This is a genomic window from Rhodopseudomonas sp. P2A-2r (assembly GCF_026015985.1).
In the GTDB taxonomy this organism is placed as follows: domain Bacteria; phylum Pseudomonadota; class Alphaproteobacteria; order Rhizobiales; family Xanthobacteraceae; genus Tardiphaga.
On the sequence record NZ_CP110389.1, the window covers coordinates 117233 to 133439 of the forward strand.

Consider the following 16207-nt stretch of genomic DNA (forward strand, 5'->3'; position numbering starts at 1 on the left):
AGGAGTTACCTGCGCAGCACCGCGATCGTTCGGCTCGCGAAGGCCAGTCGCTCCGCCATCACGGTGACGAAAAAGGTCAGCAGCTTCTGGCTCAGCACCGGGTGATGGGCTTTGATCTCGTCGAAGGCGGCGGCGTGCAGCACGTAGAGCACGCTGGCAACTTCTGCCTGGATGGTGGCGCTGCGTGGCGCCTGCGAAACCAACCCCATCTCGCCCACCGTGGTGTAGCGGCCGAGGCTGCGCACCCGTGTGAGCCGTCCGTCACCGGCCGGCACCATGATGCCGAGGCGGCCGTCGAGAATGAAGTGCATAGAGTCGGCGGGGTCGCCGGCGCCAACCACGATATCGCCAGCCTTGACCTCGACGCGCTCGCAGCGACTCATCAACTGTTCAGCATCTTCCGCCGTGCGCAAGATCTTCATAAACCAGTCGCGCAGCCCGTCTTCGTCGGCCTGCAACCCGCGGTGCCGTGCGATCACCTCGTTCTCGCACCACTCCAGTGCGTGATCGAGCTCGCCGATCACGCTGACGCTCTCGTCGATGAAGAGGCTGGTGCGCAGGCTGCGTTCCGCCTGCGGAGGAATGTTGACCAGCACGATCCGCAACCCACGTTGCTGCGCAATCCGCTTGATCTGCATGAAGCTGTGCGCCGCCGACGAATCGATGCCGGTGACCTGACGGAAATCGAACACCAGGAAACGACATTCGGGATGGCGCAGCAGCAGCGCCTTGATGTGCTGGTACAGCCGGTTGGCGGAGCCGAAGAAGAGATAACTCTGCAGGTTGAGGCCCTGGATTTCGCCGCCGTGGGCGGTGAGCGCACGCTGGTCGTCGAGCGACCGATCAAGCGAGCTGCGATATTCCGATCCGTCGAAGCCGTATTTGATCGAGGAGATGCGCGAGACGCTGAGTGCGAAGGTGGTGCAGCCGATAACGACGCCGATCAGCACGCCGGCGACAAACCCCCATTGCACGATGATCACGATGATCGACAGCAGCGACAGGTAATCGAGCAGCGACAGCCGGCGCCGCGAGTCGACGATCCAGCGGTGCAACTGCTCCGCGCCGAGATAGATCAGCAATCCCCCGAGCACAAACTTCGGCACGTAGCCGAGCAACGCCGGATCGACCACCAACATCAGCGCGGCGACCGCCGCCACGGTCGCGCCGGACAGCCGGCCGCTGCCGCCGGCGCTGCGATTGAGCAGCGAGCGGCTGATGGAGATGCAGCTTGCATAGCCGCCAAGCGCGCCAACCAGCATATTGGCGGCGCCGGCTGTCTTCAATTCGCGCTCGAGGTCGGCCTCGCGGTGGGTGACCACCTCGATCCCGGTGGTGTTGAACAGGGTGCTGATGGCGGTGACGAACACCACGGCGACGAGGTTGCCGGCCAGAGCCGGCAGCTCCCGCCATGGAAAAGGCGCCGCATCCGCCAGCAGCCAGGGCAGCGCCAGGCTGGCCTTGGGCAGCGACGCGAACGTCCAGCCCGCGGCCTGCGCCTGCGAAACCGTCATGCCGGCGGCCAGAAAAGCGATGTGCGCAACGATCACACCTGCGACTAGGATCGACGGCAACGCCAGCGGCCTGCGCGAGCGATGCCAGGTCAGGTAGATGGTCAGAGCGAGCGCGCAGGCGGCGAGCAACTGATAGCAGGTGGTGGTATTAACCAGCGCGTCCAGCGTATCGATCTGCAGCTTGCGGCCGCTGACTACCTGGACTCCGCCGACGGTGATCAGCCAGGCGGTGGCGCCGAGGAAACCGCCGATCACCGGGTAGGGCACGTAGCGGATCGCGCGGCCGAGCCGCGACACACCGAATCCGTACAGCACAATGCCGGTGACGATGGCCGCCCCCGACAACGTCATCAGGACCGGGCCGGGAGGGATGGCCTCCGGGTGGCCGGCGATCATGTGTTCCGCCAGTGTCGCGGCCAGGATGGCCGTGACCGCGGCCGTCGAACTGTCGGGGCCGGCGACGGCAAACGGAAACGAGCTGCCGATCGCCACCACCGCCGCGGCAACCGACGCCGATATGAACGTGGCGGCCACGCCATGGGGAGCAGCGGCGCCAGCGGGCCGGCGAAGATCAGAACCGAATAGGACAGTCCGAAGGCGATTGTGAGCACGCTAGCCAGCGCGCCGCCAAACAGGTCGTCGCGCCAGCCGGCGAGACGCGTGGCGAGGCTCGCGGGCTCAGTCACGCGCGGCCCAATGTGCAATGGCCGAGCGGCAAGGAGAAAATCGACATCGATCACGGACAAAACCCGTCGGAGCCATGCAGCTGGCGCAATCGCCGCCGTCTTTGGTAGACGACGGCGGCTCATGCGGACAAGTTCTATTTTGTTACAGATCGCGCGGAGCGGGCCCGGTTGGAAAAATTAGGTGACTACCAACTCTTCGCCGGTGAGCCGGCGATAGGCTTCCAGATAACGCTTGCTGGTGGCCTCGGTGACCTCCGCAGGCAGCGGCGGCGGCGGGGCTTCGCCGTTCCAGCGACCGGCACGGCGTTCGCTGTCGAGATAGTCGCGCAGCGGCTGCTTGTCGAAGGAGGGCTGCGGCTGGCCGGGCTTGTAGGCGTCGGCGGCCCAGAAGCGCGAACTGTCGGGGGTCATCACCTCGTCGATAAGGATGATGCGGCCGTCGAGATCCCGGCCGAATTCGAACTTGGTGTCGGCAATGATGATGCCCTGCTCGCGGGCGATCTCCTCGCCCTGGGTGTAAACCGCGCGGCTCATGCTCTCCAGCACATAGGCGGTCTCTTCGCCGAGCACCTCGCGCATCTGCGCGATGGTGATGTTCTCGTCGTGGCCGGTCTCGGCCTTGGTGGCCGGGCTGAAGATCGCGGGTTCGAGCCTCTCGCTTTCCTGCAGCCCGTCCGGCAGCTTCTCACCCGCCAACGTGCCTGACGCCGCATATTCCTTCCACGCCGAACCCGACAGATAACCGCGCACCACGCATTCGACCGGAAACACCATGGTGCGCCTGCACAGCATCGCGCGCCCGGCGAGCGCGGCACGATGACCGGCCAGTTCGGGCACCTGTTCGATGATGTCGTCGGCGTCGGCGGAAATCATGTGATGCGGCACCACGCCGCCGAGCTGGTTGAACCACCAGGCGCTGATCTGGGTCAGCACAGCGCCTTTCATCGGGATGGTCTCGGCCATCACCACGTCGAAGGCGCTGATGCGGTCGGTGGTCAGCAGCAGCACGCGGTCGTCGCCCACCGCATAGATATCGCGGACCTTGCCGCGGCCGATGCGGGAAGCGGCAGGTCGCTGGTGGACATGGTGGCGGTGGTCATGGACTGGACTTTCGAAAGCAGCGCCGTTCCGGCGCGCGCGCCGGTGGCCGTGGGGATGAGGTTTGAAGGCTATTCCGGCAGCGGAATGAATTCGTGTTCGTCCGGCACATGGGCGAAGCGGCCGGACTTCCAGTCCGCCTTGGCCTGCTCGATGCGCTCCTTGCTGGAGGAGACGAAATTCCACCACAGGTGACGTGGTCCTTCCAGCGCATCGCCGCCGAGGAACATCATGCGGGTCGGGCGCAGCGCCTTCACGGTGATGGCGTCGCCAGGCCGGAAGATCAGCAGCCGCGGCCCTTCATAGCGATCGCCGGCGATCTCGATCTCGCCGTCGACCACATAGATGGCGCGCTCATCATGGTCGGGATCGAGCGGCACGCTGGTGCCGGCCTCGACCGTCACCTCGGCGTAGAACCATGGTGACACCATGGTCACCGGCGATGCCTTGCCGAACGCAGCGCCGGCAATGATCCGCGCGGTGAAGCCGGTATCGGCGACGGTGGGCAGGCTGTCCGCCGCATAGTGCTGGAATGACGGCGCGATCTCCTCGGAGCCTTTGGGCAGTGCAATCCAGCTCTGCAGGCCGAGCATTCTTTGGCCGTTCGCGCGCTGCACGTCCGGCGTGCGCTCGGAATGCGCGATGCCGCGGCCGGCGGTCATCAGATTCATGGCACCGGGCTGGATCTCGCGAACATTGCCCTCGCTGTCGCGGTGCATGATCGAGCCGTCGAACAGATAGGTGACGGTGGCGAGGCCGATATGCGGATGCGGGCGCACGTCCATGCCCTTACCGGACATGAATTGCACCGGGCCGAAATGATCGAAGAAGATGAACGGGCCAACCATCTGCCGCTTGCCGTGCGGCAGCGCCCGGCGGACCTGGAAGCCGTCGCCGAGATCGCGGGTGCGCGGCACGATCACCAGTTCCAGCGCGTCGCAGGACTGCGGATCGCCGAGAATCGGATCGTTGGAGGGCTGCCAGCTCATAAGGGCTCCGGGAAGTCTGCGGTTGCGGCGGCATTATCCCGCGCCGCGCAGGAGCTGACAATGGCGGCTTTACCGGCGGCGCGCCAGCAGGAAGGCCACCCAACGTAGCGTTCCGCAGCCGCGCACCCGCAACCTGCGGTGGTCAGGACGAAACAGACGTGCCATGCTGTTTGGCGCAGCCTTGGCGCGATTCATTGGTCGCGTTTCCACCTTGCCGATTTGTCCAGCCCGGCAGGCCGTATGGGACATGTCTGAAATCGATCGCTTGGCCGGCTGTGCCGGAATCGGGGAGTCTGCGTTGCCCAGTTCGCTCATCCACACGCCGAGCGCGGGCGCCGACCTGGCGCTCGCAACTTTGGCAGACCATTCCTCCCTCGATGGCGCCATGACCGACGCCGCCGCGAAGATTCGCAAGCTATTGAGGCAGCAGGCGGCCATCGCGCGGTTCGGCAGCTTCGCTTTGCGGCAATGGGACATGACCAAGATCCTGGCGGAGGCCGTACGGGTCTGCGCCGAGGGCCTCGACGTGCCGTTCGCCAAGGTCTGCCGCTATCGGCCCCAGGAAAACGACCTGCTGATTGTCGCTGGCCACGGCTGGCAGCATGGCGTCGTCGGCTGCGTCTTGCGCGTCGACATGAGCTCACCGCAGGGTCGCGCTTTCTCCACTGGCGAGCCCGCGATCTGCAGAGATTTGCGCCTGGATGGCCATTTTATACTGCCTGCCTTCTATGCCGAGCACGGCATCGTCTCGACCATCGACGTCATCATCAAGGGCAGCGATGACCTCCCCTATGGCGTCCTGGAGATCGATAACGACCGGCAGCACGATTACGATCAGTACGACATCAACTTTCTCACCGGCTTCGCCAACGTGCTGGCCGAGGCGGTGGCGACGGCCTCACGTGCGGAGGCCCTGCAGGTTGCTCTCGACCGTATGAAGGTACTGGTCGCGGAGAAGGACGGGCTATTGCGCGAGAAGAACGTGGTCGACGTGCATCTACGCCAGGCGCAGAAGATGGAAGCGGTGGGCCAGCTCACCGGCGGGGTGGCCCACGACCTCAACAACATCCTCACCGTGATCGTTGGCGCGATCGAGGTTCTCACCGACGCCGTCGCCGACCGGCCGCAACTGGCCACCCTCGCCAGGATGATCGACGATGCCGCGGGCCGCGGCGCCGATCTGACGCGGCGCCTGCTGGCCTTTGCCCGCAAGCAGCCACTGCACCCGCGGGAGGTTGACGTCAACTCACTGATCATCGAGGCCACCGGCCTGCTGCAGCCGACGCTTGGGGAACACATCGAGATCCAGATGGCGCTCTCCAGCGACACGGTCCGCGCGCTGATCGACCCAAGCCAGTTGACCAGCTCCATCCTGAACCTGTCGCTCAACGCGCGCGACGCCATGCCGGACGGCGGCAAACTGACCATTGCGACCAGCAACGTGACCGTCGATGACGCCTATGCGACCGCCCATGGCGATGTGGCCCCGGGCAACTACGTGCTGGTCGCGGTCAGCGATTCCGGCCACGGCATTGCCGCCGAGAACCTGGACAAGGTGTTCGAGCCGTTCTTCACCACCAAGGAGGTCGGCAAGGGAACCGGGCTTGGCCTCAGCATGGTCTACGGTTTCGTCAAGCAGTCGCTCGGCCACATCACCGTCTACAGCGAGGCCGGCCAGGGCACGACCATCAGGATCTACCTGCCGCAAGCCACCGGTGCCGCTCATGCGGTCGAGCCGAACAGTCCATCCCGCATGGAGAGCGGGCATGAGACCGTGCTGGTGGTCGAGGACGATCCGCTGGTGCGGACCTTCGTGCTGGCCCAGGTCGAAAGCCTCGGCTACGTCACGCTGACCGCAGCCAACGCAGATGAGGCCCTGGCCGTCATCAACGGCGCGCAGGAGATCGACCTGCTGTTCACCGACCTCATCATGCCGGGCGCGATGAACGGCCGTCAGCTCGCCGCCGCCGCGCTGCTGCGCCGCCCGCAGCTCAAGGTCCTGTTCACGTCGGGCTATTCCGAGGATGCCATCATCCACAACGGGCGGCTCGACACCGGCGTGCTGCTACTAGCCAAGCCGTACCGCAAGACCGAGCTGGCGCGCATGCTGCGCAGCGCGCTGGCCACGGAGGGATGCTGCAACCCGCGCCCGAGGGTCCGATTGTCAGCCCGACCACACCATCGGCGCCGGCTACAGCGGCCTGATCTGCACTTTGCGAAACTTGATCATGCCGGAGCCGTATTGCAGCGCGATCGGCCCTTCGGCGTGCTGCGAATTCTCGACGTCGGCGGTTTTTTCACCGTTCAGCACGACGATCAGATGCGTGCCCTTTGCCGTGACCTCGTAGGTATTCCATTTTCCCGCCGCCTTCGGCATCGGATTGACCTTGGCGACATCGACGATGGCGCCGGTGCCGTAGCTCGGATCGGGGCGCTTGTCGAAGATGTTGACCTCGTAGCAGACCTTCGAGTCGATGGTCTTGTTGGTATCGCAGCGGATGAAGATGCCGCTGTTGGCGGCGTCGTCGGCCCAGAATTCCGCCCTGATCTGGAAATCCTTGTAGGACGTCTTGCTGACGAGATAAGCGGGATCCTTTCCGATCAGCCGGTCGGCGACGAGCCCGTCGTCGGTGGTTGTCCAGTTGGCGTCGCCGACCTTGTCCCAGTCGCCGATGGTCTGGTCCTGAAGCAGCGTGATCCAGCCCTCGTCGGTTTGGCCATGGGTGATACTGCCATATTGCAAGGCAGCAAAGCTGACGACATAACAGACTGCGATCGCAGCGATGCGTTTCATGTTGCTTTCCTCCCATGGGTCTTTTGTTGATATCAAGTTAGACCCGGGATCGCGGTCCTGTAAATCGCCAAGCCGCGCAGTGCGCAAAGAGATAATTTCGGTAGCCAGGCCATGACGTCATTTCCGATGATTGATCTCGCGCTGAAGGCCGGCACGGTGGCGCTGCTGCTGTTGCTGACCACGCTGCTGCTGCGCGACAGCCGCGGCGTGGCCGGACGGCTGGCGGCCGCGCTGGCACTGGGCGCCGCGGCCCATGCGGTCAGTGCAGGATTTGTTGCGCCGGTTGCCGCATGGCGCGCACCGCTGATCGCGCTGTCCACCGGCAACGTCGTGGTGCTGTGGCTGTTCACACGGGCGCTGTTCGACGACGGCTTCGCGCTGCGAAGGTGGCATGCGCTGCCATGGGCGGCGATGGTCGCGCTCAGCCTGGTCGACTGCCTGCTGCTGGTGCCCGACCATCTCCGGCTCGCACAGGTACTTGGCACCGCACTGAACATCGCCGCGCTGGGCTTCATCGCGCTGGCAGTGGCGCAGGCCGTCTCCTCCTGGCGGGCCGACCTGGTCGAAGGCCGTCGCCGGCTGCGACTGGCCGTCGTGGTCGCGGCCACCGCCTATGGCGCCATCAATGCCGTCATGCAGCTCGCCTGGTTCGGTCGCGCCGGCGCCGACATGGCCACGACCGTCAACGCCGCACTGCTCGCCGCAGTTGTCGCCGGCATGGCCCTGGCACTGACGCGGATCGATGGCCGCGACCTGTTCGCCGCGCCGGCGATGCCGCGATCGGTTGCCGATGCGCCGCGGGAGATTCGCAGCGACCTCGCCGACGCCGCCGATCAAAAGATGCTCGCAGCATTGAACCGGCTGATGACCAATGACCGCATCTATCGCCACGAGAACGTCACCATCGGATCGCTGGCCACCCGGCTCGCCGTGCCCGAATACAAATTGCGGCGGCTGATCAACCAGCGACTGGGCCACCGCAACTTCAATGTCTTTCTCAACGACCACCGCATCGCCGAAGTGAAGGCCGCACTGGCCGACCCGACCCAGGCCGCGGTGCCGGTCATCACCATCGCCATGGATGCCGGCTTTCAGTCGCTGGGACCGTTCAACCGCGCGTTTAAGGCCGCGACAGGACTGACCCCCACCGACTATCGCCGCCGCCATGCGGTCCCCGCGCCACCGCCCACACCATTGCAATTGAAAGAGAATTTCAGAATCGGCTAGCCGCGCCCGATTTTCCGGCTGCACGATTTCGAATTCGGCGAGCCGCCGATGCCGCGCTCGGGCCTGCTCCGTGCACCGCAGTGGTGCGGATGACCGGAGCAGGCCATGACCCGACAACGACAGATCACAATCTTCGCCGCCGTCTCGGCGCTGGGTGCGCTCACCTGGGCCGCCGCCCGCGCGCAGGACGCACCGCGCATCGCCACCGGCTTCGTCGCCCATACCTTGTGTTCGGCGGCCTTCGTGTCCGGCGTCGATCCCGACGCGGCCTATGCGGAAACCCTGGAGGCCATGCCCGGCGTCGGGCTGATCGGCTGGGCGCTTCGTTACAATGTCGACCGCGACCGCCGCGAGGTGACCAGCACCCTGCTCGGCGGCAGCCGCAGCCGCGCGGTCGAGCGCGCCGGGCTCGGTTGTCGCCTCGTCGATGAGGGGAATCCGCCGCGGCAACGCCGCTGCCGACGGTGGCCCCGCAGCGACCGTTGCTGCCGGAGATCGCCGGCCCCGCCATGGTCGAAGCCGCAACCCCGGAGCTGCGGCAAGCGCTCGACCGCGCCTTCGCCGAGCCGGAGCAGCCGCCGTTGCGCCACACCAAGGCGATCGTCGTGCTCAAGGACGGCCGCGTTATCGCCGAGCGCTATGCGCCGGGCTACGGCATCGACACGCCGGTTCTCGGCTGGTCGGCAACCAAGTCGGTGATGTCGGCGCTCTCGGGCATTCTGGTGCGTCAGGGCAAGCTCGCTCTGGATCAACCTGCCGCGGTCGCTGCGTGGCGCAGTCCCGGCGATCCACGCCATGCCATCACCCTCGATCATCTGCTCCGTCACACCAGCGGACTGGCGATGGGCAGTTCGCTCCAGGCTTCGCTCGCCAGCACCATCGCGCCGGTCAACCAGATGAAGTTCGCCGAACGCGACATGGCCGGCTTCGCCGAACGCGCCGCGCTGGAAACGGCGCCCGGCAGCGCCTGGAATTATCACGACGGCAACACCGTCATCCTGTCGCGGCTGATCCGCGATGCCGTGGGCGGCACGGCTGCCGACGTGCTGCGGTTTGCGCGAAGGGAATTGTTCGACCCGCTGGGCATGCGCAACGTCACGCTGGAATTCGACGCCACCGGCACGCCGGAGGGCTCCAGCCAGATGCTGGCGCCGGCGCGCGCCTGGGCGCGGTTCGGCCAACTCTATCTCGACGACGGCATGGTCGGCGGCAAGCGCATCCTTCCGGAACGATGGGTCGCGGTGTCAGCAACGCCGACGCCCGAAGCCTGGGTCGGCATCGGCGCCGGCTTCTGGACCAACCGCGGCGACAGTTTTGGCGCGAAATTCCGGACCGGGCACGGCTGGCCCGCCGACTCCTTCTATGCCAGCGGCACCTTCGGACAATATGTCATCGTGCTGCCGTCGCAGCGCCTGGTGATCGCCCGCTTCGGCATCGCGCGCGACCGTGGCGACATCGAAGGCGTCTCGCGGCTGGTGGCGGACGTGATCTCTGCGACCCGCAGCGAACGGGACGCGCCGTAGAGGCCCGCTACGCCTTGCGTTTCGCGCGCACAGGAGCGGCCGGGCGGGAGTCCACCAGCACCCTGTGCAGCGCCTGCACGTTCGGCGAGGCGGCGCCCTTGCGCCAGATGAGCACCGTCTCGGCGCGGTTCTCGCCGACCGGCAGCCGGTGCACGGTGAGCCGCTTGCCTTCGGGAAAGGTCGACAGCACGCTCTCCGGCAGCAGCGCGATGCCCATGCCTGCGACCACGCAGCCGAGCATGGCGTGATAGGAGCCGAGTTCGATGGTGCGCTCTGGCATCTCGCCGCGCTTCGCATACCAGTCCTCCAGCCGCTTGCGATGCGGGCAGCCGTTCTCGAACACCAGCACCGCGCGCGGTGCGCCGTCTTTCCGGCCGATCGGCGGATGGCCCGCCGCCGACACGATCACCGGCTCCTCGTCGAAGGCATGCACGCGATCGAATGGCGCCGCGGCGATCGGCTCGGCAACGAAGGCGGCGTCGAGGTCGCCGGCGAGAATTCCCTTGGCCAGCGTTTGCGGATTGCCGATGCGCAGCTCGAGCTGCACGTCGGGATAGAGGCGGTGGAATTCGTTCAACGGCCCGGGCAGCCGCACGGCGGCGGTGCTCTCCATGGCGCCGAGGCGAAACATGCCGCGCGGCCGCGGATCCTGCACCGCATCGCGCGCCTCGTCGGCCAGCGCCAGCAGCCGGTCGGCATAGCCGAGCAGTGTCTGGCCCGCCGGCGTCAGGTGCAGCCGCTTGCCCTCGCGCACGAACAACGGCGTGCCGAGATCGTCCTCGAGCTGACGCACCCTTGTCGTCACGTTGGACTGCACGCGATGCAGCCGCTCGGCCGCGCGGGTGACACCACCCTCGCGCACCACGGCGCGGAAGATGCGCAGTTCGGCCAGATCCATTCATCTCTCCGTAAGATCAAAATGATCTCGATTATTCATTTTATGGGATGTTCTGCGTCGGGTAAACCAGCCGACGAAAGGATCGGCCATGGCAGACGACTTCGATCCACGCGCGCACGACGCGCGCCTTCTGACGCCGCAGCAGTGGATGGCAACGAGACAGACCATCATTCGCAACGCCCGGGCCGAACGCGCCCGGATGATCCGCGCCGGCCTCCGCGCGGCCTTCACCGCGTTGCGCTCCGGCTGGCGCCGCGTGAACGAACAGCAGAAGGCGCGCGCGTCCCTGCGCGACATGAGCGACTACGATTTGCGCGATATCGGCGTGACCCGCGCCGGCATCGAGACCGCCATCCGCGGCACCGCCGACCCGGCGTCGACGGCCCCACGTTCATCACATCACAACTGGAGAACCATGATGTCGAAAGCCTACTGGATCGTCCGCGTTTCCGTGCGCGACGAGGCCCGCTATCCGGATTATCTCGCCGCGGCTAGGCCGGCGTTCGAGAAATTCGGCGCGCGTTTCATCGTGCGCGGCGGCGCCTTCGAGGCAATGGAGGGCAATGCGCGTGAGCGCAACGTGGTGGTCGAATTCGCCGACCGCGCCACTGCAACGGCCTGCTATCGCAGCCCGGAATACGAGGCGGCGAAAGCGATCCGGCAAAAATATGCCGAGGCCGATTTCATCATCATCGACGGGGCGTAGTTCAGTAGGATGGGTTGATCGTCCCAGCGAAACCCATCCTACGTACTCGCTATCGTCCCAGCGCCGTCGCCGTGCTGACGCGGTCGTAACGTTCCAGCGTCAAAATCGCGTCGGAGAATTTCTCGGCCCCGCCGTTCAGCACCGGGCGCGCCAGCTGCAGGAACTTCTGCTGCATCGCTGCGGCGTCGGGGAACGAGTTCGGCTCGCCGGACGGATCGGCATAGATCCGCTCGTGCACGCCGTCCTCGGTGGTGATGCTGACGCGGGCGCCGAACGGATGCACCTTGCCCTCGAGGCGGGCGTCCTGCACCACGTCGAAACGATCGGCCAGCGTATTGATCGCGGCATCGCCGAGTTTCGTATAGTCGTCCCAGCCGAAACTACCCTGCTCCAGCGCCAGCGCGCCGGTGAAGAACATGGAGAACTGGCCGCCGACGATGGAAGTCGGATGCCGCTTGGTGGCGGCGTCGCCGGTGAGCGTGATGCCGTTGCGGTGCAGGCCGATCTCGACGCGCTTGACCTGATCCGGCGTCAGATTGTGTTCGCGGCGCATGGCGATCAGGGCATCGATGGCCGCATGGGTGTAGCGGCAGCTCGGATAGGGTTTCACGCCGATCTTCATGGTCTCGTAGACCGTGCCGAGACCGGCGGTGGCTTTCTCCGGATGGGCGTTGTTGCTGTAGCCGACCAGCAGACCGTGCTTGCCTTCCACCGATTCGGTGGCGCCGACAAAATCGTTCTTCGCCAAAGTCGCTGCAAACACGCCGTTCATGGCGGCGGCGCCGACCTGGTAGCGCTTGTTCCAGGCGCCGTTGACCAGGAATTGCAGCGAGCCCGCGGCCTGGCTGCCGGACACGCCGAAGGCCGAGGTGATCTGGTCTTTCGACAGGCCGAACAGTTTGGCGGCGGCGGCCGCCGCACCATAGGTGCCGGCAGTGGCGGTGGGATGGAAGCCGCGCGCGTAATGCGAGGTGGGATCGAGCGCATTGCCGAGCCGGCAGCACACTTCATAGCCGGCGACGATGGCGGTGAGCACGTCGCGGCCGGAGGCATTGACCATCTCGCCGACCGCAAAGGCGGCGGGCACCACCGGCGCGCTGGGATGCAGCGAGGAATCCGCGTGGGTGTCGTCGAAGTCGAGCGAATGGCCGAGCGCACCGTTCAGCAGGGCAGCGACTGCCGGCGTCCAGGTCTTGCTGTCGCCGAACACCGTGGAGCCGCCGTCGCCGTCGAGCGCCAGGACCTGCAGCATCTTCAGCAATGCCGGCGTCGATTCCGCCTCGCGCCGGGCGCGAATCGCACTGCCGAGGAAATCCAGCGTCAGCACCTTGGCGCGCGCCAGCACCTCATCCGGAATATCATCGAATTTCAGGTCGGCGACATAGGCGGCGAGCGTTGCGGTTTCATCGGCCATCGTGTTTCCTCACTTTTATGGCGATACCGTAAGGGGCCACTTCCGGACTTCAAGCCGACAGCACGACGGGGGCAGCAGCCATGCCGCAACCCGACGACTGTCATGTCAACCACGACCGGCCGACGCCGGCGCAAGGCATCATGACCGCAATATTGAAACGCGCGCTTGCGCTGCTGCAGTCCCGCAAGGTCGAACTGGGGCTCGGCATCCGCGTGACCGCCGCGGCGTTCAGCGCGCTGGCGGTGGCCACCGCGCTCGGCCTCAAGCTGCCGCTATGGGCGGTGCTGACTTCGATCATCGTGACGCAGATGAGCGTCGGCCGCTCGCTGAAGGCGACGCGCGATTACCTGGTCGGCACCATCGGCGGTGCGATCTATGGCGGCGCGGTGGCCATTCTCATCCCGCACAGCGGCGAAGGCGCGCTGCTCGCGGTCCTGGTGCTGGCGGTGGCGCCACTGGCCTTCATCGCCGCCATCAATCCCAGCCTCAACGTCGCCACCGTCACCGCCATCATCGTGCTGCTGCTGCCGACCATGAACCACGGCACGCCGCTGGAATCGGCCATCGATCGCGTGCTGGAAGTGGCGGTCGGCGCCGTCACCGGCCTGCTGGTATCGTTCCTGGTGCTGCCGTCGCGGGCGCACAGCCAGATCCGCATCGCCGCTGCGAACGTGCTCGAACTGATGGCCGCAGCGTTGAAGGAATTGCTCGCGGGACTGACACGCGGGCTGGACAACGACGAATTGCATCGCCTGCAGGATGGCATCGGCAGGTCGCTGACCGGGCTCAACGACATTGGCGCCGAGGCCGAGCGCGAACGCGCCGCGCATCTGTCGTCCGGTCCCGACACCGGGCCGCTGCTGCGCACCGTGCTGCGGCTGCGCCACGACCTGGTGATTCTCGGCCGCGCCACGCTGGTGCCGCTGCCCTACGCATTGCAGATCCGGCTCGCCGCGCCGCTGGCCAGGGTCAGCGACGCCATCACCACCTATCTGCGCAGCGTCGCCGTGACCTTGCGCAGCGGCAAGGGCGCGCCGGCGATGTGGCCGGTGCTGGCCGCGCTGCAGGGCTACAGCGCGGAAATTGCCGCAGTGCGCAGCGAAGGGCTGACCCGCGGCATTCCCGGCGACGTGGCCGAACGATTCTTCGCGCTTGGCTTTGCGTTGGAGCAGATGCGGCAGGATCTGAAGGATCTGGAACGCTGTGTCTCCGACTGGAGCGAGGCTTCGCCGGCCGCGAAAGGCATCGCGGCGGACTGACGCGGAGCTATTGCCGCGCCTTCAGCGCATCTAGCGCATGTTCCTGAAGACGCTCGGGATCGCGCTCGCCGCGCGACGCCTCGTCGAGAATGCTGGTGGACAGCAGTTTCAGGGCCTCGGACGGGATCCGCAGCGGCAGTTCATCGAGACACAGGTTCAGCGCGGTGGACATCGCCTCGACCGTATCCGGCGCAAATACCTTGCCGGCCGCGTCCTGGGGATCGGAGACATCGGCGGTCGGCGTGGCGAGTTGCGCCGGTGCCCTGCGCTGGCGCTGGCCGAGGCGCGAAGCCTCGGCAAGCACGCACAGGTGAATCAGGCCGGCTTCACTCAGCATGTCCTCGTCGGACTGTCCGGCCTTGGCCATCGCCACAAGCCGCGCCGCCAGACGCTTGCGATTGTCGTCGTTGGCGGCATTGGTGCCTTCACGCAGGGTGAACTGCTCCCACGCCGCGTCGAAGGCACGGGCCAGCATCAGCTTTTCGGCATCGTCATCGCGCTGGCTGTCGGTGGCATCCATGCTGGGCAACGGCCACAAGCCGCTGAAGTTCCCGCCGATCGCTCAGCCGGCCGCCTGACTCAGCGCGGCGCGCGCGACCAGCCGATGGAACGGCAAGATCACAGTCAGATAGCAGCGGCCGAGCCAATTGTGGGTCAGTACCACGGTGGTGACGGTGATACGGGTGCCGCCCTGCGCCGGCGCCACATCGACCAGCACGCGAAAATCGAGATGGACGTCGTTGAAGCCGGCGACCAGACGCTGCGGGGTGTCCGAGACCACCGGGAACATGCCGACGCGGTCGACGGGGGCCCGGGCAGCGGTCTGCGACGTTGTGATGCCGAACGGCGCAACGATGGCGTCGCGTAGAACCAGAAGCGCGCGCACCCAGCCCGGCGATGTCCCGAACAGGCGCTGCGCCGCGCCGCGCGCGTCGAGCGCCGGATCTCTCACCGTGAGGGTAAAGGCATCGGCAAACTGCGCGCCCGGCAGAAAGGTGCGGGCATCGGCGGGAGGCGCGATAGCTTGGACGGACATGGACGACTCCTGCAGCAGTCGGATCGATCGATGCCGCCGAGCCTAGGACGATTTGCGCGCCGCCGCGAGTCCGCGCGCGCAGCCTTACTCCGTCGCGTCGGCCTTCAGCGCATCGGGATGCGGCATCGAGATGGTGTTGTAGCCGGAATCCACGAAGTGGGTCTCGCCGGTGACGCCGCCGGAGAGATCCGACAGGAAATACAGCGCCGAGCCGCCGAGTTCGTCCAGCGTGACGCCGCGGCCGAGCGGCGAATGCTTCTGCTGGAATGCGAACATGGCGCGGGCATCGCCGATGCCGGAACCGGCCAGCGTGCGCACCGGGCCGGCGGAAATCGCATTGACGCGAATGCCCTGGCGGCCGAAGTCGGAGGCGAGGTAGCGCACCGATGCTTCGAGCGCGGCCTTGGCAACGCCCATCACATTGTAGTTCGGCATCACCCGGGTCGAGCCGCCGAAGGTCAGGGTGATCATCGATCCGCCGTCCGGCATCATCTCGGCGGCGCGTTTTGCCACCTCGGTGAAGGAGAACACGGAGATCACCATGGTGCGCGAGAAGTTGGCGCGCGTGGTGTCGGCGTAGCGGCCCTTCAATTCGTTCTTGTCGGAGAAGCCGATGGCGTGGACCACGAAGTCGAGCTTGCCCCACTTCTCCTTCAGCGTCGCGAACATGGCATCGACGCTGTCGATGTCCTCGACGTCGCAGGACAGCACCAGATCCGACTTCAGCGATTCCGCCAGCGGCTTGACCCGCTTGCCGAGCGCCTCGCCCTGGTAGCTGAACGCCAGCTCGGCGCCGTGCGCCGCCAGCGTCTTGGCGATTCCCCAAGCGATCGAATGATCGTTGGCGACGCCCATGATCAGCCCGCGCTTGCCGTGCATCAGTCCCTGCATCTTCTATCGCTCTCCGGTTCTAACCGTCCTCATCCTGAGGAGCGCGCCCTTGCGCGCGTCTCGAAGGATGGGCCGAACATCTCATGGTTCGAGACGGCGCTGAAAAAGCGCCTCCTCACCATGAGGGTCTTGTGGAAATCGCCCCTCACCCGAAATCCGCCTAGCACAGCTT

At 66.2% G+C, this 16207-nt stretch carries 10 protein-coding genes and 5 pseudogenes; 6 read left to right on the top strand and 9 right to left on the bottom strand.

What is annotated here, in order from left to right; translation table 11 throughout:
• Positions 1–5: 5 nt before the first annotated feature.
• The 3 genes and pseudogenes from ONR75_RS00515 to ONR75_RS00525 all read right to left on the bottom strand — a co-directional run bounded on the left by ONR75_RS00515 (position 6) and on the right by ONR75_RS00525 (position 4287).
• A pseudogene (locus ONR75_RS00515) lies at positions 6–2212 on the bottom strand (SLC26A/SulP transporter family protein).
• Positions 2213–2377: 165 nt separating this feature from the next.
• Positions 2378–3300 (bottom strand): annotated as a pseudogene (locus ONR75_RS00520) (phosphoribosylaminoimidazolesuccinocarboxamide synthase).
• A gap of 69 nt (positions 3301–3369) precedes the next feature.
• Positions 3370–4287 carry a pirin family protein gene (locus ONR75_RS00525; protein ID WP_265080925.1) on the bottom strand — a complete coding sequence of 306 codons (918 nt, stop codon included), beginning with the start codon at positions 4285–4287 and terminating at the stop codon, positions 3370–3372.
• Positions 4288–4534: 247 nt separating this feature from the next.
• On the opposite strand from ONR75_RS00525, the pseudogene ONR75_RS00535 reads away from it, so the two are divergent.
• Positions 4535–6409, top strand: a pseudogene (locus tag ONR75_RS00535) (ATP-binding protein); the annotation flags it as partial.
• A gap of 69 nt (positions 6410–6478) precedes the next feature.
• Here ONR75_RS00535 and ONR75_RS00540 read toward each other — a convergent pair.
• On the bottom strand, positions 6479–7081 hold the full coding sequence (locus tag ONR75_RS00540; protein WP_265083892.1) for a DUF1080 domain-containing protein: 603 nt from the start codon (positions 7079–7081) through the stop codon (positions 6479–6481).
• Positions 7082–7192: 111 nt separating this feature from the next.
• On the opposite strand from ONR75_RS00540, the gene ONR75_RS00545 reads away from it, so the two are divergent.
• Together ONR75_RS00545 and ONR75_RS00550 are read left to right on the top strand one after the other, a co-directional pair.
• On the top strand, positions 7193–8308 hold the full coding sequence (locus tag ONR75_RS00545; protein WP_265080926.1) for a helix-turn-helix domain-containing protein: 1116 nt from the start codon (positions 7193–7195) through the stop codon (positions 8306–8308).
• A 105-nt stretch (positions 8309–8413) separates the two neighbouring features.
• A pseudogene (locus tag ONR75_RS00550) lies at positions 8414–9831 on the top strand (serine hydrolase domain-containing protein).
• Between the two features lie 7 nt (positions 9832–9838).
• On the opposite strand, the gene ONR75_RS00555 reads toward ONR75_RS00550, so the two are convergent.
• The gene (locus ONR75_RS00555) at positions 9839–10729 is read right to left on the bottom strand and encodes a LysR family transcriptional regulator (protein WP_265080927.1); all 891 of its coding nucleotides are present in this window, start codon (positions 10727–10729) and stop codon (positions 9839–9841) included.
• 199 nt (positions 10730–10928) lie between these two features.
• Between ONR75_RS00555 and ONR75_RS00560 the strand changes: the two are divergent.
• A pseudogene (locus tag ONR75_RS00560) lies at positions 10929–11054 on the top strand (hypothetical protein); the annotation flags it as partial.
• A 93-nt stretch (positions 11055–11147) separates the two neighbouring features.
• Entirely contained in the window at positions 11148–11435 is a 288-nt protein-coding gene (locus tag ONR75_RS00565) for a DUF1330 domain-containing protein (protein ID WP_265083893.1), read from the top strand.
• 49 nt (positions 11436–11484) lie between these two features.
• Here the strand turns inward: ONR75_RS00565 and ONR75_RS00570 are convergent, their stop codons facing one another.
• On the bottom strand, positions 11485–12849 hold the full coding sequence (locus ONR75_RS00570) for an MmgE/PrpD family protein (protein ID WP_265080928.1): 1365 nt from the start codon (positions 12847–12849) through the stop codon (positions 11485–11487).
• 140 nt (positions 12850–12989) lie between these two features.
• Here ONR75_RS00570 and ONR75_RS00575 point away from each other — a divergent pair, with 140 nt between their 5' ends.
• A complete protein-coding gene (locus ONR75_RS00575; protein WP_265083894.1) occupies positions 12990–14108 on the top strand; it encodes an FUSC family protein in 1119 nt (372 codons plus the stop codon).
• 7 nt (positions 14109–14115) lie between these two features.
• On the opposite strand, the gene ONR75_RS00580 is transcribed toward ONR75_RS00575, so the two are convergent.
• The 3 genes from ONR75_RS00580 to fabI all read right to left on the bottom strand — a co-directional run bounded on the left by ONR75_RS00580 (position 14116) and on the right by fabI (position 16035).
• On the bottom strand, positions 14116–14646 hold the full coding sequence (locus ONR75_RS00580) for a hypothetical protein (RefSeq protein ID WP_265080929.1): 531 nt from the start codon (positions 14644–14646) through the stop codon (positions 14116–14118).
• A 24-nt stretch (positions 14647–14670) separates the two neighbouring features.
• Positions 14671–15144: a DUF2867 domain-containing protein gene (locus ONR75_RS00585; protein WP_265080930.1), complete on the bottom strand. Its 474-nt coding sequence runs from the start codon at positions 15142–15144 to the stop codon at positions 14671–14673.
• 84 nt (positions 15145–15228) lie between these two features.
• On the bottom strand, positions 15229–16035 hold the full coding sequence (gene fabI / locus ONR75_RS00590) for an enoyl-ACP reductase FabI (RefSeq protein WP_265080931.1): 807 nt from the start codon (positions 16033–16035) through the stop codon (positions 15229–15231).
• Between the last annotated feature and the right edge of the window lie 172 nt (positions 16036–16207).

Coding starts and splice junctions, on each gene's coding strand:
- ONR75_RS00585 (WP_265080930.1), bottom strand. CDS start 15,144: ATGTCCGTCCAAGCTATCGCGCCTCCCGCCGATGCCCGCACCTTTCTG.
- ONR75_RS00545 (WP_265080926.1), top strand. CDS start 7,193: ATGACGTCATTTCCGATGATTGATCTCGCGCTGAAGGCCGGCACGGTG.
- ONR75_RS00575 (WP_265083894.1), top strand. CDS start 12,990: ATGACCGCAATATTGAAACGCGCGCTTGCGCTGCTGCAGTCCCGCAAG.
- ONR75_RS00540 (WP_265083892.1), bottom strand. CDS start 7,081: ATGAAACGCATCGCTGCGATCGCAGTCTGTTATGTCGTCAGCTTTGCT.
- fabI (WP_265080931.1), bottom strand. CDS start 16,035: ATGCAGGGACTGATGCACGGCAAGCGCGGGCTGATCATGGGCGTCGCC.
- ONR75_RS00525 (WP_265080925.1), bottom strand. CDS start 4,287: ATGAGCTGGCAGCCCTCCAACGATCCGATTCTCGGCGATCCGCAGTCC.
- ONR75_RS00570 (WP_265080928.1), bottom strand. CDS start 12,849: ATGGCCGATGAAACCGCAACGCTCGCCGCCTATGTCGCCGACCTGAAA.
- ONR75_RS00565 (WP_265083893.1), top strand. CDS start 11,148: ATGTCGAAAGCCTACTGGATCGTCCGCGTTTCCGTGCGCGACGAGGCC.
- ONR75_RS00555 (WP_265080927.1), bottom strand. CDS start 10,729: ATGGATCTGGCCGAACTGCGCATCTTCCGCGCCGTGGTGCGCGAGGGT.